Genomic DNA, 20,690 nt, shown 5'->3' on the forward strand with positions numbered 1-20,690 from the left:
TCTTTTCTGCTAGATGAATGTGAATGGATCTGTATTTAATTTAGAAGAAACGACCTCGATCTGCCAAGTATTTTGCTCATTCCAACGGGTAAAGAGTCGTTTTAGGTGAGGCTTACAGATCGCTTCAAAATGATGTCCAGGATCGATCACTGCCAGTCCACTTTCATACATATCATGAGCTGTATGGTAAGAGACATCGCCTGTAACATAGACATCAGCTTGTGCTTTTAAAGCAAATGGATAAAATTTAGCGCCGGAACCACCTAAGACGGCGACGCGTTCCACTACCCTTGTAGGATCTTTAGCTACTAAACGCAACCCCTGAAGGCCTAAAACTTGTTTACAAAACGCCGCATATTCGCTTACTGTCATCGACGTGCTCAACTTACCGACGCGGCCCATCCCCGTACTTTGGCCAAGGCCTTCGACTTGATATAGATCAAAAGCGATCTCTTCATAAGGATGCGCAGCTTGCATTGCCTGCAAAACTTTGGCTTTTATTTTGGCTGGGAAAACCACTTCGACTTTTTCTTCAGCTACTTCGCTTACTTGACCGACTTCTCCTAAATGTGGGGCAGCACCAGCTTCTGGTCTAAAACGACCTGTCCCACTTACAGAATATGAGCATGCCGTATAATCGCCCAAATGTCCCGCACCAGCCTTAGCTAAGGCTTGACGTAAAATGGTAGCATGTTCTTCAGGAACAAATACCGCTAATTTATACCAAACTTCAGCTTTAGGTGGTAGTAATGGTTTTGTTTCTTCAATATGCAACGCTTCTGCTAACCAATCATTCATACCTCCGTTAGCATTGTCCAAATTGGTGTGGGCGGCATAGACCGTGATATCGTGCTTGATGAGTTTGGCATACATTTGATTTTGTGGATCGGTTAGATCAAAATGTTTTACTGGAACAAACATCGCTGGATGATGGGCAAAAATAAAATCTACCCCCGCTGCGATCGCCTCTTCCACAACTTCTGGTCTGACATCCAAGGTGACCATCATTTTTTTGACTTCATGCTCGAGACTGCCTAATTGTAATCCGATCGGGTCGTTTTTTTCGGCGATCCGCTGGGGGGCAAATTCCTCAAAACGAGCCACGATATCTTTGACTTTAACCATTTAAAACACTTCCGATCTGTGCTATTTTTGCTTCAAGCGCTTGTTTTTTAGCGACTGGAACTTGATTTGCTTTATTCAATTCTTTTAAGATCGTTTCTAACTTAGCGATCTCTTTTTGCCATTTAGCTTGAAAAGCAGCATTTTTCTTTTGGAGTAGATAAGGTCCAAACTGTAACGCTTCAGGTGTCAAAGTTTGTTTTTCATCAGTATAGCTTGCTGCGATCACTTCATAGATGTGGCCATCTTCTTCCATGATATATTCAGCTGTGATCTGATAATTATTAGCTAACAGCCAACGTCTGACGTTTTCTTCACCGACATTAGGCTGCAAGATCAACTGTGGATGATCGACTAACTTGTCCTTCCCAGCTTCCAAGATATCACAGATCAACGTACCACCCATCCCGCAGATCGTGATCACATTGATCTGGTCGGCTAACTCGATCGCATTCAAGCCATCCGCCAACCGAGCTTGGACTTTATCTTCTAGCCCCTCTTTTTTGATCTCTTGCTTTGCATTTTCATAAGGACCCTTGACCACTTCACCAGCGATCCCAAACTCAATTTGACCCTTTAAAGCCAAATATGCTGGTAAATAAGCATGATCCGAACCGATATCCGCTAAGCGTGCTCCTTTTTCGATCAGATCAGCCACACATAAGAGGCGTTGTGAAAGATGATGTGCATCCATGTTACTATTAGCTATACCAAATGTGGTCCGAAAATATAGCTATTCCTTTCATTTACTACTTTTTGGACTCAGCGCCACATTTTATTTCCGCTGACGTTGTTTCTTAAGGATTATTTTACCATTTATCTTTAGACTCGACAAAAAAAGGTCCACCCAAAATCGGCGGACCTTTGACAAAGCCTATTCTAAGAAGTCTTTTAATTGTTTAGACCGTGAAGGATGACGCAATTTGCGTAAAGCCTTGGCTTCGATCTGACGGATACGTTCCCGCGTGACCCCAAAGACTTTACCAACTTCTTCTAAAGTTCGTGTCCGGCCATCATCTAGACCAAAGCGTAGACGTAAAACATTTTCTTCACGATCAGTCAAAGTATCTAAGACACTTTCGATCTGTTCTTTTAATAATTCATAAGCTGCATGTTCAGCTGGACTTGTCGCATCTTGATCTTCGATAAAATCACCTAAATGCGAATCATCTTCTTCACCGATCGGCGTTTCTAAAGAAACAGGTTCTTGCGCGATCTTTAAGATCTCACGTACTTTTTCGGTCGGCATGTTCATTTCAGCCCCGATTTCTTCAGGGATCGGTTCACGTCCGAGATCTTGGAGCATTTGGCGTTGGATGCGGATCAATTTATTGATCGTTTCTACCATGTGCACAGGGATCCGGATCGTCCGAGCTTGATCAGCGATCGCACGTGTGATCGCTTGTCTGATCCACCAAGTTGCATAAGTTGAGAATTTGAATCCCTTACGATAGTCAAATTTTTCAACGGCTTTCATCAAGCCCATGTTACCTTCTTGGATCAAGTCAAGAAATGACATTCCACGCCCCACATAGCGCTTAGCGATCGAAACGACCAAGCGCAAGTTTGCTTCCGCCAAACGTTGCTTAGCTTCTTCGTCGCCTTCTTCGATCCGTAAAGCTAAAGCCACTTCTTCGTCAGCAGTCAAGAGATTGACACGGCCAATTTCTTTAAGGTACATCCGAACTGGATCATTGATCTTAACGCCAGATGGAGCTGATAAGTCACTTTTTGCTAATTCTTTTTCTTCATGACTGGCTTTCTTCAAGCTGAGTTCACTTGGATCACCATTTTCATCCACAACTGAGATCCCAGCATCTTCGACCCGCACGATCAAACTGTCCATTTGTTCGGCATCTAAGTGAAATGGCGTTACCATTTTATCAGTCAATTCATCATATCTGATTTCTTTTTTTGGTTTATACTCACGTAATAACTCACGCAATGCTTTCTTATATGCCACCGCATCGAAATTCGTATTTTTTTTCTCTTCTGCCAAAATAGAGGCCTCCCTTAAATGATTGACTTCTCTGTCTGCTTTTTTTTCAATAATTCGATCAGTTTTGTCGTCTGTTCCATGATCGCTTTGGCATCTCCCAAACGTTTGGCTTGCTCTAATTGGGCTTCGACCGCCTTGATCTGCTCTTCTAACGGGGAATGCTGCATGATAAATGCTAGACAATCACTGATCTCTTGTTCGTTTGATTCACCATAATCACCTAATTCAAGTGAGATGATGATCTGCCTTAAATGTTCATCTTTTAAAAAGTCTAAAAAGCTTGCACTTTCATACTCAGAATAACGGTCAAAGTATCCATCAGCTAATAAAAAGATCGTTTCATAATCTTCATGGATAAACGAAAAATCAGCTAGACCCTTGATGCGTAAAAAGACATCATGTTCATGTAACAAACGATACAATAATAATCTTTCGGCTTGTTCAGCCGGGGTACAGCGTTTTTTTTCTTGACGCTGTTGGGTACTATAGACGACCTTATCCGAGCGCTTGAGTGAATTTGCTTGATCTTGTTTGAGTTGTTCTGATTGGACCTGTTGCATCAAAGCCTGAAGTTGACTAGTTAAATTGTTCTTATCTAGCTCAAACTCTTTGGCTAAACGATTGATGGTCAGATCGCGCGCCAGTGGATCTTTGACCTGCGCAACTCTCTCTAATACATCTGTGATATACGCTAATTGATCACTTTCAGTCTCAAGATTACGCCCTGCCCGAAAATACTCCAAATAAAATTCTAATTCAGTGCGTTCATGTGACGTCACAAAATCTTTAAAATTTTCTGGACCGTATTTGCGAACATACTCATCTGGATCAAGCTTTTCAGGTAATAAGATCGTTCCAAGCTCAAACTTGCTCAATGGTGCGATCAACTCCAAGGCCCGCTTGGTAGCCTTACGCCCTGGAAGATCACCATCATAACAGATATAGAGCTTACTTGCCGTTTGCTCTAAAAGATAGATCTGCTCACTCGTTAAACTCGTCCCCATCGAGGCTACACCATTTTTGATCCCAGCCCGCCATGCTGCTAAAACATCCATAAAGCCCTCAAATAGATAGACTTTACTTTCATGTCTGATCGTCTTTTTAGCCTTATCAAAGTTAAAGAGAACTTTACGCTTATTAAATAAGATCCCCTCGGGTGAGTTGAGATATTTAGGCAATTTCTTATCAGGTGTCAAAAGTCGACCTGAAAAAGCAATGATCTGTCCAGTTTGATTTCTGATCGGAAACATGATCCGATCATTGAAACGTTCAGCTAGATTTTCACCTTCACGTTCGCTAAACAGACCCGATTTTCGCAAAGTTTGATAATCATCAAGCTTTTTTTCATGAAAAAAGGCTTGTAAGATCTCAGCTTGAGGTGCATACCCCAACTGAAACTCTGCAATCAGCTCATCACTTAGACCACGTTCATGCAGATAATCCAAAGCTGGCTGTCCTAACTTAGTATTTACTAAGATGTGATGATATAACTGCCCTGCTTGCGCATAAAGCTGCTTTAATCTACCGGTCTCAGACTGAGTATCTTCTGCACCAGCAATATTTTGCGGTAAATACTTAGCATCAAGCTCGATCCCGGCTAACTCAGCTGTGCGATAAACTGCTTCCGGAAATGTCAGATCCTCGATCTCCATCAAGAATTTGAAAACATTTCCCCCGCGACCACATGAAAAACAGTGGAAGAACTGCTTGGGTTCATTCACAGAAAATGAGCCCGTTTTTTCTGTATGGAAGGGACACAATCCGAACCAATTGCTCCCTGAGCGGTGTAACTGGACATATTGGCCTATGATATCCAAAATATTGACATCCGATCTGATCTGATCGATCACATCAGTCGGTATCCTACGTTGACTTACCACGGCCTCACCCCATTTTTAAATATAGTTACGAAAGGTCGCACACCAAAGCACGACCTTTCATAATAAAAATTATACCGATACTAATTTTATAATAGATATATCTTTATTGCAAGAGTAAACGTAAACAAATACTATATCAAATTGACATGTCTTTGACAAGCATTATTACAAAATAATTATCCTTCAACTTTTTTACATCTAAATAATACGCTGTACCATTGCTCTTAGACAACATAATTGCTCGAAAAAAAGAGCAAGTCTAAAAACTAGACTCACTCTTAGAAAAATTATTTAGTATTCAAGGCATCTAAAGCACCAAAGACAGCTGTCAAACGTGCGATCTGTGCTAATTGACGCAAACGATTCAACTTGACCTTTTCATCATCGGCCATGACCATCGTCTTTTCAAAATAAGCATTGATCGGTTCACGTAAGTTCTTCAAAGCAATAAATTTAGTTTCAAGATCAGCTGCTTTGAAGTCTTTTCTAACTGCTTCAACGGCTTCATAAAGACCTTGTTCAGCTTCGTTTTCAAATAATGCTGTATCAACAGTAAGATCACTTTGATCATCTAATTTCTTAGCTAAGCGACTTGCTCTAGTCAAAGCTTCGATATTTTCTTTGAAGTCTTCATCTGTTAAATGTTGCGCCAAAAGATCAGCGGCTTTTTGAGCCAATGTAAATGCATTAGCTTTATTAGCCATTACTGCTTCAAGCACATCATGCCGTAAGTTTGGTCCATTCAAGATCTGTTGCAAGCGATCTGCGATGAAATCTTGGATCATAGCTTTATTTTCAGCAGGAGCGATCTTTTCGTATAGATCTGGGCGTTTAGCATAAGCGGCTTCAACTGCTGCTTGTAACAATGGGGTTGAAAGGGCCCAACCTTTAGCTAAAGCGATCCGAACGATACCTAAAGCTTGACGACGCAAAGCATAAGGATCATTAGAACCACTTGGCAACATCCCTGCACTAAAGAAGGCTTGGATGCTATCGATTTTATCAGCGATCGATAAGACTGCCCCAACATTTGTCTGTGGTAATTCACCTTCAGCACTAGTTGGAAGATACTCTTCACGCATTGCAACACAGACTGCTTCATTTTCACCTTGCAATCTAGCATAGATCTCACCCATGACACCTTGCAATTCAGAAAATTCACCGACCATTCCAGTTACTAAGTCAAATTTATAGATCTGACTTGCACGATCAAGATCGGCTAATTCTTGGTCACTTAAGCCTAATTTTTCACCTAAGTAATGTGCGATCAAGTGAACACGTTCCATCTTTTCGTAGATCGTGCCGATCTTATCGTGAAACATTACCTTCTTCAAACGTTCAACATAATCTGCGATCGTTTGTTTTTGATCTTCTTCATAGAAGAAAGCAGCGTCTTCTAAGCGTGCCGTCAACACTTTTTCGTTACCGGCGATCACATTTTCCAAATGAGCTTGGTTCCCGTTACGCACCGAGATAAAGTTTGGTAACAAGTTACCAGCTTCATCGGTTACGTAGAAGAAACGTTGATGATCTTTCATGGAGGTGATCAAAACAGCATCTGGGATCATTAGGTATTTTTGATCAAAGTTTCCAGCAAAGACAGTTGGATATTCGACCAAATTATTAACTTCTTCTAACAACTCTGGATCGATCACTACTTGCCAATTATTTTGTTGTGCAAGCTCATTGATCTGCGAAACGATCATTTCTTTACGTTTCTTGGCATCAGCGATCACCATTTGTGGTTCTAAAGCAGCTGGATAGTCATTAGCATCAGTAAGCTCGATCGCCTTACCCAAGAAACGATGACCCAACGTTTGGCGTCCAGCCTTAACGTTTAAGATCTCAAAATCTACGACTTCTTTATCCAACAAGGATACTAGCCACTTGATCGGACGCACGTATTCAAAATCATTAGTGCTCCAGCGCATCATCGTTGGGAACTTAAGATCCATCACGACGTCTTTGACATCACTTAAAACTTCTTTAGCGCTCTTACCAGGAATGAATTTCTTAACGTAAGCATATTCGACCCCTTTTAATTCCTTAAAAAAGATATCATCTGGCGTGCAACCTTGCCCCCGAGAAAAGCCTTGAGCAGCTTTAGACCAGTTTCCTTCGGCATCCAAAGCGATCTTTTTAGCTGGACCTTTAGCTTCTTCTTCAATGTCAGCTTGCTTATCAGCTAAGCCTAAGACCTTGAGTGCTAAACGCCTTGGAGTTGAGTAAGCTTTGATCTCATCAAAGTCTAAGCGATTTTCTTCTAAAAATGCCATCATCTTTTTGACCAATTGTTGGCTACTTGGTGTAACGACATGAGCTGGGATCTCTTCTAATCCGATCTCTAACAAAAATGTATGTGCCATTATTTGTCCTCCTCTAACAATTTAGCGCGTAAAGCTTCATCTTTGATCAATGGATAACCCAATTTCTTACGTTCAGCCACAAAAGCCCGAGCGACCATTCGAGCCATATTTCTGATCCGTGATAAATAACCAGCACGTTCAGTTACAGAAACTGCACCACGAGCATCTAATAAGTTAAAGGTATGGCTACATTTTAGGATATAGTCATAAGCTGGGTGAACTAGACCATTTTCGATCTGCTTTTTAGCTTCTTTTTCATAAGTGTCAAATAATTCAAACAACATCTCTTGGTTGCTTTCTTCAAATGAATACTTGGAATGTTCAAATTCAGGTTCTTTGAAGATATCACCGTATTTGACTCCATCGGCCCATTCAAGCTCAAATACTGAATTAACGTCTTGAATGTAAGAGGATAAACGTTCGAGCCCATAAGTTACTTCAACGGCAACTGGACGAACTTCTAAGCCCCCGACTTGTTGGAAATAAGTAAATTGGGTGATCTCCATCCCGTCGAGCCAAACTTCCCAACCAACACCGGCACAACCCATTGATGGGTTTTCCCAGTTATCTTCAACAAACCGAATATCATGTTCTAAAGGATCGATCCCTAAGGCACGTAAACTATCCAAATAAAGTTCTTGGATGTTGTCTGGCGAAGGTTTCATGATCACTTGGAATTGATGATGTTGGTATAAACGATTAGGGTTTTCACCATAACGACCGTCAGCTGGGCGACGTGAAGGTTCAACATAGGCAACGTTCCAAGGTTCTGGTCCGATCGCACGTAAGAAAGTATAGGGACTCATCGTACCAGCCCCTTTTTCTGTATCATAGGATTGCATTAACATACAGCCTTGCTTTGCCCAAAACTGTTGTAATGTCAAAATAATATCTTGCATTGACAATTTATCTGCCATCTTTTTGCCTCCAAAGATTTATTTTCGAATCAGCCAAATAACGCACAAAAAAGTCCCTATGTAGCGCCTTTGGCTACATAGGGACGATTTTCGAAAATCGCGGTTCCACCCTACTTCTAGTATAACTAGCAGCTTAATTCGTTAAGACTCCAAAAGTGCCAATCATGTCTCAATAGATATCTGCTTTCACCATCTCAGACTCGCTAACTCTATCCTTAGACCGATCCTCTTCTATCAACGTCTCATTATTGATATTTTTAGGATAGTTTAACCGCGTTTTTTTGTCAAGTCATATTTAGTTGTAAAATCACTTATTATCCTTAAAAAATTGGTCCCATGACGACATTTGATCAAGAAATTTTTTTGCTGGCACGTAAATTCCAACTTGATGTTCATAGATCTCATCCAAAGTTTTTCTTAAATTAGCTTTAGTCTGGTCCTTGACCTTGATCGAATTCAACCGCTCCAGATCTACAACTGATAGTAGGCGTAAATAATAGACTGTCCGCTGATCCAAATGCAACCGATGGGGATCTAAATGCCAATGTTGCTGACACAACAAACCACCATAACTTTCTGAATAATCAAATAAACGCTCCGTATTTTGGCAAATAACACAGCTTTCAAGTCGCGGTCTGACCCCAAAACTGGTAAGTAACTGGATCTCGATGATATTAGTGATGATCGCAGGATCAAAGCCCTCATCAATCAACTCAAGTGCCTTTTTGACTCTTAAAAACCAACTTAAATTCACAAGATCTTCCGTCGTTAGAGCTCGTTCTACTAAACTTAAGATATACGAAGCATAGGCATTCAACTCGATATCCTGGGTGATCTGTTGATATTGGCTGATGTCACGGGTCGTCGTGATAAATGACAACCCCTCATCACTGATACTTCCAAGATAGGTCCCATGGGTAAAAGGCAGGATCGCTGCTCCTAATTTAAAGCCCCGCTTACGCACTCCACGGACAAAAAAAGTTTTAAAGCCATATTTATCGGTCAAAATTTTGACCAACATATCGCGTTCCTTATAGTCTTTACGTGAGACCACGATCCCTAAAAACTCTACGCCTTGTTGTAGCACCATCTTTTTACCCCCAAAAATCTCAAAAAAGAGGAGAATCATCCCCTCTTTTCCTTAATTAATAATCATCTTGTCGGTAACCAAACGCTTTTAGATCGACTTGACGGTCTTTCCAATTAGGTTGAACTTTGACCCAAAGCTCTAAAAAGACTTTATCACCTAACATAAATTCGATCTCTTTACGCGCTCTTGTCCCGATCTCTTTTAGCATCTTACCACCTTTACCGATGATAATTCCCTTTTGACTGGAACGTTCGACCACAATAGTTGCTTGGATCAAAACTTTTTCATCATCTTCGCGCTTGATCCGATCGACAACAACGGCAACGGAATGTGGCACTTCTTCACGTGTCAATTGCAGAACTTTTTCGCGGATCAATTCGCTGACAATAAAACGTTCGGGATGATCAGTAACTTGATCTTCAGGATAATATTGCGGACCTTCCGGCAGATCTTCAACTAGATCGTGGACTAATTCAGCACAGTTATTGCCATTCAAAGCCGAGATCGGGAAGACGTCTTTGTAGTCTAAAGTATCCCGGTAATCATCCATCACTTCTAATAAATGATCGGGATGGATCTTATCGATCTTGTTGATCACTAAATAGATCGGCTTTTTAACATTTTTTAGTCGTTCAATGATGAAATCATCGCCCCGACCGCGTTTTTGTTCCGCATTGACCATGAAGATCACTGCATCAACTTCATTAAGCGTCGAAAGCGCCGACTTGACCATAAAATCGCCTAAACGACTATGTGGTTTATGGATCCCAGGAGTATCAATGAACACGATCTGTGCATTATCAGTGGTATATACCCCTTGGATCTTATTGCGTGTTGTTTGAGCTTTGTCGCTCATGATCGCGATCTTTTGTCCGACCACATTATTTAAAAAAGTCGATTTGCCAACGTTAGGCCGCCCTACGATCGCAATAAAACCTGAATGAAATTTTTCTTCCAAAACATACACTTCCCTAATTAATATCAGTTAAATAATTGCCAAATATGTGGACCAAAGATCAATGTTGCTGTGATCAAAGAAAAGATCGCTGCCAGTAAGACCGCTGCAGCCGCCATATCTTTAGCTTTTTTGGCAAGTGGATGTCGTTTATAGTTTGTAGCTAGATCAACGACATTTTCGATGGCAGAATTCCAGACTTCACTGGAGATCACCAAAAAAATACTCAAAAATAGCCAGAGCCACTCACTGATGGTCACATTAAAAATGAGTCCCATAATCACGACCAAAGTTATCGCACTCACATGAAACCGCAGATTACGCTCTTCTCTATAAGCCGTTTTCAAGCCAACGAGCGCATAACGCAAGGACTGGAAAAAATGGCGGTTTTTCCAGCTGTTGACCGGCTGTTTTTGTTCTTTATCGTTTAAGTCCATACGCCTCGAGAATTTCTCTTTGCAAGCCAAACATTTCCTTTTCGTCTTCAGCTTGCATGTGGTCGTAGCCATTGAGATGTAAAAAACCATGAACAACTAAAAAGCCCAATTCTCTTTCCTGCGAATGTCCTAAATACTCAGCTTGTTCTTTGACTTTATCGACCGAAACCATGATATCCCCAATATTTTTAGGGATCTCGAAATCAGCTTCATCCGGTAAAATGATCGGAACCTCATTTGGATCTTCCTCTTCGATCGCAAAACTGATCACATCAGTTGGTTTATCAACACCACGATATTCTTTGTTGATCCGATGGATTTCAGCATTATCCATCAAAGTGACTGACATTTCAGTATTTGAGGGTAACTTGAGATAATCACCCGCAAAGTCCAAGATCTCGCAAATGAGCGTCTTCCACTCACTTGAAACTTGCTCAGTATTATCATAAACTTCCAGATCCATTTTTATTCCTCATTTTCCATTGAATTATAGTTATCGTATGCACGAATGATCTCAGATACGACCGGATGGCGCACAACATCGGCAGAATCAAATTTTACAAAGCCGATGTGCGGGGAGCCCTGCAAGATCTTTTCCGCATCGACCAAACCACTTTGACTGTGCCCCTTAGGTAGATCGATCTGTGATTTATCACCATTGATGATCATTTTAGAACCAAAGCCAAGGCGCGTCAAAAACATCTTCATTTGCGCTCTAGTCGTGTTTTGAGCTTCATCCAAGATAACAAAAGCATTGTCTAACGTGCGTCCCCGCATATAAGCTAAAGGCGCGATCTCGATCACACCGCGGTCGATCAAGCGTTCCGTGTGTTCTGCCCCTAAGATCGAATTTAGCGCATCATAGATCGGACGTAAATACGGATCAACTTTTTCTTTAAGATCACCCGGTAAAAAGCCCAATGATTCGCCTGCTTCGACTGCTGGACGCGTCAAGATCAACCGTTCAACTTCATGACGCTTTAGGGCAGCAACAGCCATTACAACGGCTAAATAAGTCTTACCTGTTCCGGCAGGTCCGATCCCAAACACAAGATCTTTATGCTTGATCTCTTGCACATACTGGCGTTGCCCATAATTTTTGACCCGGATCGAACGTCCCCGACGGTCTTTTAATAACTCTTCAGTATAGAGATCTTTAAAATACTCTAATGTTCCGCGCTGTGCCATCTTCATCGCTGACACAATATCTGCACTACTTATAGTGATTTTTTTACGTAAAAGTCCCGTCAACTCACTCAATATCTGATAGACTAGATCAACGTTTTCTTCAGTACCGGTGATCTTTATCGTACCACCGAAAGGCTTTAATACCACATCTTGGCCTTCTTCGATCAATTTAAAATGGCTGTCATTGATGCCCGACAGCGAAATTTGCAATTGAGAATCGTTGAGAACGAAACTTTTTTCGACTAATTGTTCTGCGCTCAATCGCCCATCTCCCTTATCATACTTTATAATCCCAATTATACTGATTATCAATTCGATAATCAAATTCAAAGTAAACTTGAACAAATAAGAAAAAAGCCGAGATCTAGCATCTCGACTCTTTGCTTATTTATTAAGCAATGACATTACGGTAGAGTTGACTAATTTACCATCAGCTTTACCCTTTAACTTAGGCATCACTGCCCCCATTACTTTACCGAAGTCAGCTTTTGATGTTGCTCCAACCTGATTGATCGTTTCTTCAACAACGGCCTTTACTTCATCTGCACTGAGTTGTTTTGGCAAGTAACCTTCAACAACTTTGATCTCTTCTTCGAGTTTTTGGACAGCTTCATCACGCCCAGCAGCCTTGAATTCTTCTAAAGAATCCTTGCGTTGCTTCAACTCACGAGATAACACGCTTACTTCTTCATCAGGAGTCAAGTCGTGTCCAACGTTGATTTGTTCATTTGTAACTGCAGCTTTGAGCATCCGAACAGTTGCCAAACGGCCCTTATCCTTAGCTTTCATTGCAGCTACCATATCTTTTTGTAATGAATCTAATAAACTCATCACATTAGCCTCCTCTAGAAACTAGAAACGACGCTTATTTTTGCGCTTTCTTGCTGCTTCGGATTTTTTCTTACGTTTTACACTTGGCTTCTCGTAGAATTCACGTTTCCGATATTCTTGCAAAGTACCTGTTTTTGAAACGGAACGTTTGAAGCGACGAAGAGCGTCATCAAGAGATTCGTTTTTACGAACGACTGTCTTTGACATGGTTGTTTCCCTCCCTCCGAGCTTAAATGTAACCGTCTTAATTGTACAAACCTCAACAGTTCCTTTCCATTATAAACTAAATTAAAAGTTAGAGTCAACATAACTTTATAAACTTTTACATAATTAGTGTTCATTTATGATCCGACCGGTGAAAAGTTAAAGTTTTACAGTTTTTTTTACCCTAGCCATTTTTCTTGGAATCACTTGTTAGATAGGCTATAATTTTTCATAGAATAAGTCGTTTTTTAACACTTTATCATAATTAAGGGAGGCATTTTTATGTCAAATGAATTACATGTTTATGCGATCTCAGATTCACTCGGGGAGACCGCCTATGCGATCGCCGAAGCTGCTAGTGTCCAATTTCCTAACGCAGATTTCAAGATCCAACGTTACCCATTGATCAAGACTGTTTCTTTGGTCCAAGGGATCATGAACAAGGCCAAACGTGAATCTGCTATCATCGTGCATACTTTCGTCGATCCAGAACTATCGACTTTTGTAAATAACTACTGCCAAGAAAATGGTTTAGCCGTGATCGATGCTTTAAGTGATGTTATCCAAAAATTCTCACAAAAAGCCGGTGAAAAACCATTACAAAAAGCTGGGATCAATCACAATACCGATAAAGAATATTTCAATCGGATCGAAGCTCTTGAATTTGCTGTTACCTATGACGATGGTAAAGACCCAGCTGGCTTTTTAAAGGCAGATCTGGTCTTATTGGGGATCTCGCGGACATCGAAGACTCCGTTGTCACTTTTCCTAGCTAATCGTGGCTATAAAGTGGCTAACTTACCCCTTGTTCCTAAGGCGCAAATCCCAGAAGAGATCTATAAAGTCGATCCAAACAAGATCTTTGGTTTGACTAACGACCCTGAGATCTTAAATGGGATCCGACGTGAACGGATGATCTCTTATGGTCTTGATCCAGATACACACTACTCAAACATCAACAACATCGAAAGCGAATTGAATTTTGCTAACGAACTTTACAAAAAACTTGGTTGTCCTGTGATCAACGTGGCCCACAAATCGATCGAAGAGACTGCAACGATAATTACTGAAAGTTTGGATAGCAACGCACAAAGATAAATAAAAAACTAAGATCTGTAAATTGACGTGTTCAATTTAGATCTTAGTTTTTTTATGTCTATTTTTTACCCTTATTTTGGTAGATCTTATCGAGTAACTCAGGGTCAAATTCACCTGCGCGTAACATTGCAATCTCATAACCATATGGCGCATAACGATCATTTTTATCGGGACCTACATATGGTGTTTCCAAGATTTTCGGTAGTGTAGCTAATTCTTCAAGTTTAGCGATCTTTGCTAAACTGTCAAAACCGATCGTCCCAAACCCTAGATTAGCATGCCGATCCTTATGGCTTCCTTGGGGATTCAAGGAATCATTTAAATGGATCACTTTTAGTCGATCTAAACCAATGATCTTATCAAATTCCGTTAAAACGCCCGAAAAATCGTCTTTGATCGCATAGCCTGCATCATTTGTATGGCAAGTATCCAAAGTAACGGATAGCTTGTCATTATATTTTACCAAATCGATGATCTGAGCTAATTCTTCAAAGCTCCGTCCGACCTCTGTTCCTTTGCCCGCCATCGTCTCCAAAGCGATCTGAAGTTTTTGATCAGGTCGGATGACTTCATTTAAGCCCTTAGCAATACTTTCGATCCCAGCCTTTGCTCCCGCACCGACATGGGCTCCGGGATGAAGCGTCATCTGAGTTGCTCCTAAAGCTTCAGCCCGTTCAACTTCAGCCCGTAAAAACTCGACTGCAAACCCAAAATTTTCCGGTTTTTTAGTATTACCTAGATTAACGATATAGGGAGCATGAACAACGATCTGACTTAAGCCGTGTTCTGCCATATACGCCTGGCCTGCTTCGATATTTAGCTCCGCGATCGGTTTACGTCGCGTATTTTGGGGTGCCCCCGTATAGATCATAAAGGTCGAAGCCTCATAACTAGCAGCCTCTTTTGCTGCCCCCAGCAACATTTCCTTACCCTTCATGCCGACATGTGAACCAATTAGCATTTTTTCACCTCATTTTTAAAGATAAAATAGTCGATAAGTTAGTGGATTGACACAACGTAAATATAGATCAACTTTACTTTTTTGACGCAAATATGGATTTTTAGCAAAATCTGGGAACCAGATCTTTTTTTGTTGCCAGATCTGATCTAAGAGTTGACGCTTTAGTTGCTTATCTTTTAATTTAACGACCTTGCGCAATAAAACATTTCCTAATAAGTTTCGCACAAAACGATACTCCAATTCAAGATAATAGGTCTCAAAGAGCCCTTTAGTTTGATAAAAATCAATGATATCTTGATAGATCCACAAGATTTCAGAGATGCGTGTCGTCTCACTGTATGAGATCGAAGTTTGGCGTTGTACGTAATAAACTTCACACTCGCTATCAACGGCTACGTCTGTGATATCAGTTAAATAAGTCACTAATTTAAAGAAAAAGTCTTGATCTTCATAGAGTTTTCCCTTGGGAAATTTTACTTTTGTATCTAACAGCCATGTCCGTAAATATAATTTATTCCAAGCGACCACACGTCCACGAATCATATAATCTTTGAGTGAAGCATATTTAGGCGCTTGATCTTTTATCTTTTTATTCGGATATTCCCAATAAAAATCACACTCAACGATCTTCTTGTTTCCTTTTTCAGTTAAGGCGTACATATTCGTCAAAGCATGTGGCGCAAGATAGTCATCTGAATCTAAAAACATGATATATTGTCCAGTTGCATACTGCATCCCAAAATTACGCGCATCCGATAGCCCACCATTTGGCTTGGTATAACTTTTGATGAGCGATGGATATTGGTCAGCATAATTTTCACAAAGCTTAGCCGAACTATCAGTACTCCCGTCATTTACTAAAATAACTTCAAAATCAGTGAAAGTTTGTTTGACTAAGCTTGAGACACATTTTGGTAGATAAGCTTCAACATTATAGACTGGAACGATCACACTGATCTTTGTCATTTACTTTTCCCCCATAACTTCTTGATCCGGCGTTCGAGCGCCCACCAAACCCGCCACAAAAAATTGATCCGCATCCCCCATTTTTTACCAAAACGGCGATTGATCCGGCGCATCTTCTCAATATGGCGTAAATTGGTCGGTGTTTGCCATAACGCACTGTAGTGATGGATGCTGATCGTCTCGGGACTGAGAGTTATCTGCCCCGTTAAAAAATCCATTGGTGCAAAGTAAGTCGTTGGATAGATCGTCACATCCCCAAACTTTTGTAATTTATCTTGACGTTTAAAGCCCAGCTTTTCCAACAATTGCGTGGTATAAACTGGGATCGCGACCGTATTTAACGAACCATCGGCTTTGATAAATTCCAAGTCATTATACATATCGCGTAGCTGCTTTAATAGTGGATGATTTTTTTTAGCTCCAAAACCTAATCCTGGTGCAACTTCAGCCCCACTCTCATTTTCTTCGATCGCAAAAAAAGCATCATTTTCTAAAATGTGGTCTAACGTTTGAAGTAATTCAACATCCGTATCCAAATAGATCCCACCATAGCGGTAAACGACATCAAATCCTAAATAATCAGAGACAAAACTCCACTTACCGGCTTTGGCAGCTTGAGCAGTATAGGCTACTTGCTCGACATCATAATTTTCTTCATTCCACTCAATGATCTCATAGTCGGGACAAATTTTTTTCCAACCTTCAATATATTGCCGATACTGTTTAGGCATTTCATTTTGGCCAAACCAACAGTAATGGATTATCTTAGGGATCATTTTGTCACCTCATGTTCTAATTTTGTCACAGCTTCCTTTAAATACGCCCCCGTACGCATCTTATGAGCCACTTTGGCTACATTTTGACACATCTGGTAATACTCTTCTGGTGTCAATTCATTTAGTATCTCATCTAGTTGTGCTAAGTTATCGACAGCCAGTCCCACTTGGTTTTTTACGATAAAATCAGCTAAGGCCGCTTCTTTCCAGATGATGACTGGAAGCCCCGAACTCAGATAAAGTGAAGTTTTATGAGGATCATTATATTTTAAGTAATTTCCAAAGCTACCGTCACAGCGTTCGATACTCGTACCGTCCCAGACCAAGCCAAAATTTTGCGTTAATTTTGCTGGCAATTCATCTGGCGGAAATGAACCATAGTGAGTGATATTCTTGGGATAAGTAGCAGCCTTGTTGGGACCATATAAGGCTAGCGGGATGCTGAGATCCAACTTTTGTAAAAAATCGGCTTTTTGTAAATTACCCGCATAACAAATACTCTTTTCATAAGGGCGATCAGTAGCTAGTTTGATTGGATTAGCATAATCAAAGATCTCTAACACAGTTATTGGCTTAGTGACCCCATTTTCTTTGAGCCAAGCTTTCATTTTTTCATTATGCACGATCAAACCATCACTTTGATTCAAAAATGCGATCTCTTTTTTGCGATAAGTCACATCATCAGCATAAGCACGCAAAGATTCGATATCATGGATCAGATACAATAACTTGGCTTGAGTAAAGCGACGCACACTTTTCACGATCGCCTGATCAGTGCGCTGATCAAAAGACGGATATTGAAAAACCACCGTCTGGGGCTCTAACTTTTTGATCTGACGCGGAATATCCAAAAAACTCTGCTTATAGCTCATAAGTTTAGCTTTTCTAGCCCCTGAAAAATAAAAATTCAGCTTTTTAAAGCCCTCAGTGGCTAAAAAATTTCCAGCATCAACTTTAGCCTTGGGACCAGCTTCATTTTGGCCCTTATCATACATCGAGATTACATATTTTTCCATTGACCGGTTTCCTTTCTATGGCTTTGGTTCGTAGAAATGCCCCATGATATGCACATTTTCTGCAATACTTACAAAAGCATGTGGATCCGATTCTGTCATTGCCTGACGTAATTCGGGTTGTTCATATCGGGAGATCACCGTAAACAAGATCGTCTTTCTATCATGCTTATATGCCCCTTCGGCACCATGAACGATCGTGATCCCACGGCGCATGTGATTTTGAATACAATCGATCACGCTCTTTGGTTTATTGGTCACGATCATGACTTGCATTTTTTGTTGCCGCGTATAGACCATATCCATGACCCGAGCATTGACAAAGATACCTAATGCAGAATAGAAGGCATAAGGCCAGCCATAGACCGCCCCCGCAGCTAAAACGATAAAAGCATTGAAGATGATGTTGATCGTGCCAACACTTTTACCCGTATGTTTTCTGATCGTCAACCCTAAAATATCTAAGCCACCAGTAGAGATCCCATTTTTCAAAGCCAAGCCCGTTCCAAAGCCATTGATCGCAGCGCCAAAAAGCGCACAAATTATCGGATCGTGTGTCAGCGTTATCGGTTGAAGTGACTTGATCATAAGTGATGAGCAAAAGACCGCTAAAACCGTGAAAAAGGTAAATCGGCGGCCGATCTGAAACCACGCCAAGATAAAGAGTGGCACATTTAAGATAAAGATCAGTAACGCTGTCGAGAGCTGGACTGGCAAGTTAGCTGTCAAAGTAGCGATCAGCTGAGCTAGACCCGTGATCCCTGAAGAGTAAATATGCCCCGGCTCCCAAAAAAAGTTCATCGCGATCGAAACTAAAACACCGTAAATAAATGCTGTCGAAGCCTTAGCGATATAAACATGGCGTTTCCAAATCTTTTGTAGTTCATCCATTGTAATTAAATCCTTTCAAGCACAAAAGTTATCTCAGCTATACAAGAAACAGATCCGCATTTTTTCTTAAAATTTTTAAATAACTTTACCTTGAAATAATACACCGCTGTTTTTGCTTGTAAACCATTCTCTAAATAATAATACCGCACTTTGGCTTCTGAACAAACCACTTTATGTAAAAAATAGCTTGCCTAAGTAAATACTTAAACAAGCTATCAAATAATAAATTAAGCCTTATCTTCTGGGACTTCAGTCGTTAGATAAAGTTCATCCAATTGCTTATCTGCCACTGGACTTGGAGCATGTGTCAACGGTTCAGAAGCCTTGGAGTTCTTAGGAAAGGCGATCACTTCACGAATATTATCTTTACCAGCTAATAACATTGCAAAACGGTCTAACCCAAGTGCTAAACCACCGTGTGGAGGGAAACCAAAGTCTAAGGCGTCCATGAACCAACCAAATTGTTCTTTGGCACTTTCTTCTGTAAAGCCTAAAGCCTTAAACATCGCTTCTTGCACACTACGTTGGTGGATACGGATCGAACCGCCACCTAATTCATAACCATTCAACACGATGTCATAGCTTTGTGCATGGCATTTATGTGGGTCAGTCGCTAATAACTCAAGATCTTCTTCATTTGGCATTGTAAATGGATGGTGAGCAGCAATATAGCGTTCGAATTCTTCACTGTATTCAAATAGTGGCCAATCAACGACCCAAACAAAGGCAAATTGTGACTTATCGATCATGTCTAATTCTTTAGCAATAGCTACCCGAAGATATCCAAGTGCATCAGCCACGACTTTTGGCTTATCAGCCACAAATAAGATCATGTCACCTGCTTTAGCACCACTAGCTGCTAAGATCTTGTCTTCGCGTTCTTTAAAGAACTTAGCGATCGGACCAGTTAGGCCTTCATCTGTAACTTTGAGCCACGCTAATCCCTTAGCCCCAAAGCGCTTGATGTACTCTTGTTTTTCATCGATATGCTTACGTGAATACTTATCGGCTCCACCAGGAACAGTGATCGCTTTGACTTGTCCACCGTTTTCTAATGTGCTGTCAAAAACTTTAAAACCAGCCCCGGCGACTGCATCAGCCATGTTCGTCAATTCCATACCAAAACGCATGTCTGGCTTATCAGAACCAAAGCGATCCATTGCTTCATTCCATGTGATCCGCTTGATCGGTGTTTCTAATTCTACACCTAAAGCAGCTTTCATTACGGCTTTCAACAAGCCTTCTGTCATCGTTTGGATCTCTTCAGCTGTCATAAATGACATTTCCATATCGATCTGGGTAAATTCTGGTTGTCGATCCCCCCGCAGATCTTCGTCACGGAAGCAACGTGCGATCTGATAGTAACGATCCACGCCAGCGCCCATCAATAATTGCTTGAACAATTGTGGTGATTGTGGCAAAGCATAGAAGTGTCCTGGGTAAACACGCGATGGAACTAAATAGTCACGCGCTCCTTCTGGCGTTGAACGTGTTAGATATGGTGTTTCGATATCCAAGAAATTATTTTCATCCAAGTAACGGTGAACTGCTTGTGTGATCCGATTTCTGATCTTCAAAGCTTTCAACATTTCTGGACGTCGAAGATCTAAATAACGATATTGTAAACGCAGATCATCAGAAGCGTTGATATCGTCAGAAATATCAAATGGTGTTGTCTTAGCTTCGTTTAAAACGGTGATCTTAGAAACTTCAACTTCGATCTGACCCGTCTTCATGTTAGGGTTAGCGTTAGCACGTTTAACGACCTTCCCTTCAACTTCGATCACATATTCACTCCGGATATTTTCAGCGATCTCAAGTGCTTCAGCTCCGAATTCTTGACTAAAGACAAGTTGGACGATCCCTTCACGATCTCGAAGATCAACGAAGATCAAGTTCCCAAGGTCGCGGCGCTTTTGGACCCAACCCTTTAAAACTACTTCTTGTCCTAAATATTTTTCATCAACTAAACCTGCATATGTTGTACGTTCCATGT

At 40.9% G+C, this 20,690-nt stretch carries 20 protein-coding genes; 1 reads left to right on the forward strand and 19 read right to left on the reverse strand.

The genetic code is table 11. The annotated features are described in order from the left end of the window. Positions 1-9 precede the first annotated feature (9 nt). The 13 genes from ABT996_RS00705 to rpsU all read right to left on the reverse strand — a co-directional run bounded on the left by ABT996_RS00705 (position 10) and on the right by rpsU (position 12,992). Positions 10-1,125: a Nif3-like dinuclear metal center hexameric protein gene (locus tag ABT996_RS00705; RefSeq protein WP_035448212.1), complete on the reverse strand. Its 1,116-nt coding sequence runs from the start codon at positions 1,123-1,125 to the stop codon at positions 10-12. Next, a complete protein-coding gene (locus tag ABT996_RS00710; protein ID WP_035448210.1) occupies positions 1,118-1,816 on the reverse strand; it encodes a tRNA (adenine(22)-N(1))-methyltransferase in 699 nt (232 codons plus the stop codon). The genes ABT996_RS00705 and ABT996_RS00710 overlap by 8 nt, the downstream gene beginning before the upstream one ends. Positions 1,817-1,996: 180 nt before the next feature. Further along, positions 1,997-3,121 carry an RNA polymerase sigma factor RpoD gene (gene rpoD, locus ABT996_RS00715; protein ID WP_035448208.1) on the reverse strand — a complete coding sequence of 375 codons (1,125 nt, stop codon included), beginning with the start codon at positions 3,119-3,121 and terminating at the stop codon, positions 1,997-1,999. Between the two features lie 14 nt (positions 3,122-3,135). After that, positions 3,136-5,001, reverse strand: a complete 1,866-nt coding sequence (dnaG, locus tag ABT996_RS00720) for a DNA primase (RefSeq protein WP_035448207.1) — start codon at positions 4,999-5,001, stop codon at positions 3,136-3,138. Positions 5,002-5,288: 287 nt separating this feature from the next. Next, positions 5,289-7,367: a glycine--tRNA ligase subunit beta gene (gene glyS, locus ABT996_RS00725; protein WP_035448205.1), complete on the reverse strand. Its 2,079-nt coding sequence runs from the start codon at positions 7,365-7,367 to the stop codon at positions 5,289-5,291. Then, the gene (gene glyQ / locus ABT996_RS00730; protein ID WP_004047915.1) at positions 7,367-8,284 is read right to left on the reverse strand and encodes a glycine--tRNA ligase subunit alpha; all 918 of its coding nucleotides are present in this window, start codon (positions 8,282-8,284) and stop codon (positions 7,367-7,369) included. Before glyQ ends, glyS begins: the two co-directional genes overlap by 1 nt. Positions 8,285-8,591: 307 nt before the next feature. Then, entirely contained in the window at positions 8,592-9,374 is a 783-nt protein-coding gene (gene recO, locus ABT996_RS00735; RefSeq protein WP_029507325.1) for a DNA repair protein RecO, read from the reverse strand. Between the two features lie 55 nt (positions 9,375-9,429). After that, complete coding sequence (gene era, locus ABT996_RS00740; protein ID WP_010689126.1) at positions 9,430-10,332, reverse strand: GTPase Era; 903 nt, start codon at positions 10,330-10,332, stop codon at positions 9,430-9,432. Between the two features lie 23 nt (positions 10,333-10,355). Next, entirely contained in the window at positions 10,356-10,766 is a 411-nt protein-coding gene (locus ABT996_RS00745) for a diacylglycerol kinase family protein (protein WP_010689127.1), read from the reverse strand. Then, on the reverse strand, positions 10,750-11,229 hold the full coding sequence (gene ybeY, locus ABT996_RS00750) for an rRNA maturation RNase YbeY (protein ID WP_010689128.1): 480 nt from the start codon (positions 11,227-11,229) through the stop codon (positions 10,750-10,752). Before ybeY ends, ABT996_RS00745 begins: the two co-directional genes overlap by 17 nt. A gap of 2 nt (positions 11,230-11,231) precedes the next feature. After that, positions 11,232-12,215: a PhoH family protein gene (locus tag ABT996_RS00755; RefSeq protein ID WP_035448202.1), complete on the reverse strand. Its 984-nt coding sequence runs from the start codon at positions 12,213-12,215 to the stop codon at positions 11,232-11,234. Positions 12,216-12,338: 123 nt separating this feature from the next. Next, positions 12,339-12,785: a GatB/YqeY domain-containing protein gene (locus ABT996_RS00760; RefSeq protein WP_004047933.1), complete on the reverse strand. Its 447-nt coding sequence runs from the start codon at positions 12,783-12,785 to the stop codon at positions 12,339-12,341. A gap of 21 nt (positions 12,786-12,806) precedes the next feature. After that, a complete protein-coding gene (rpsU, locus tag ABT996_RS00765; protein WP_003694124.1) occupies positions 12,807-12,992 on the reverse strand; it encodes a 30S ribosomal protein S21 in 186 nt (61 codons plus the stop codon). A 279-nt stretch (positions 12,993-13,271) separates the two neighbouring features. On the opposite strand from rpsU, the gene ABT996_RS00770 reads away from it, so the two are divergent. Further along, positions 13,272-14,087: a pyruvate, water dikinase regulatory protein gene (locus ABT996_RS00770; protein ID WP_010689130.1), complete on the forward strand. Its 816-nt coding sequence runs from the start codon at positions 13,272-13,274 to the stop codon at positions 14,085-14,087. Between the two features lie 58 nt (positions 14,088-14,145). Here ABT996_RS00770 and ABT996_RS00775 read toward each other — a convergent pair whose 3' ends face one another. The 6 genes from ABT996_RS00775 to aspS form a co-directional block, all read right to left on the reverse strand. Beyond that, positions 14,146-15,048 (reverse strand): deoxyribonuclease IV, encoded by a 903-nt coding sequence (locus ABT996_RS00775; RefSeq protein ID WP_033193008.1) that lies wholly within the window; start codon positions 15,046-15,048, stop codon positions 14,146-14,148. 15 nt (positions 15,049-15,063) lie between these two features. Next, positions 15,064-16,014 (reverse strand): glycosyltransferase family 2 protein, encoded by a 951-nt coding sequence (locus ABT996_RS00780; RefSeq protein ID WP_035448200.1) that lies wholly within the window; start codon positions 16,012-16,014, stop codon positions 15,064-15,066. Further along, positions 16,011-16,790: a glycosyltransferase family 32 protein gene (locus ABT996_RS00785; RefSeq protein ID WP_035448198.1), complete on the reverse strand. Its 780-nt coding sequence runs from the start codon at positions 16,788-16,790 to the stop codon at positions 16,011-16,013. Before ABT996_RS00785 ends, ABT996_RS00780 begins: the two co-directional genes overlap by 4 nt. Further along, positions 16,787-17,806 carry a sugar transferase gene (locus ABT996_RS00790; RefSeq protein ID WP_035448196.1) on the reverse strand — a complete coding sequence of 340 codons (1,020 nt, stop codon included), beginning with the start codon at positions 17,804-17,806 and terminating at the stop codon, positions 16,787-16,789. The genes ABT996_RS00785 and ABT996_RS00790 overlap by 4 nt, the downstream gene beginning before the upstream one ends. Before the next feature lie 15 nt (positions 17,807-17,821). After that, entirely contained in the window at positions 17,822-18,694 is an 873-nt protein-coding gene (locus ABT996_RS00795) for a YitT family protein (RefSeq protein WP_010689135.1), read from the reverse strand. A gap of 227 nt (positions 18,695-18,921) precedes the next feature. Beyond that, entirely contained in the window at positions 18,922-20,688 is a 1,767-nt protein-coding gene (gene aspS / locus ABT996_RS00800; protein WP_035448194.1) for an aspartate--tRNA ligase, read from the reverse strand. Positions 20,689-20,690 lie beyond the last annotated feature (2 nt).

Source organism: Ligilactobacillus sp. RTP31139st1_D10_RTP31139_211217 (genome assembly GCF_040226755.1).
In the GTDB taxonomy this organism is placed as follows: Bacteria; Bacillota; Bacilli; order Lactobacillales; family Lactobacillaceae; genus Ligilactobacillus; species Ligilactobacillus animalis.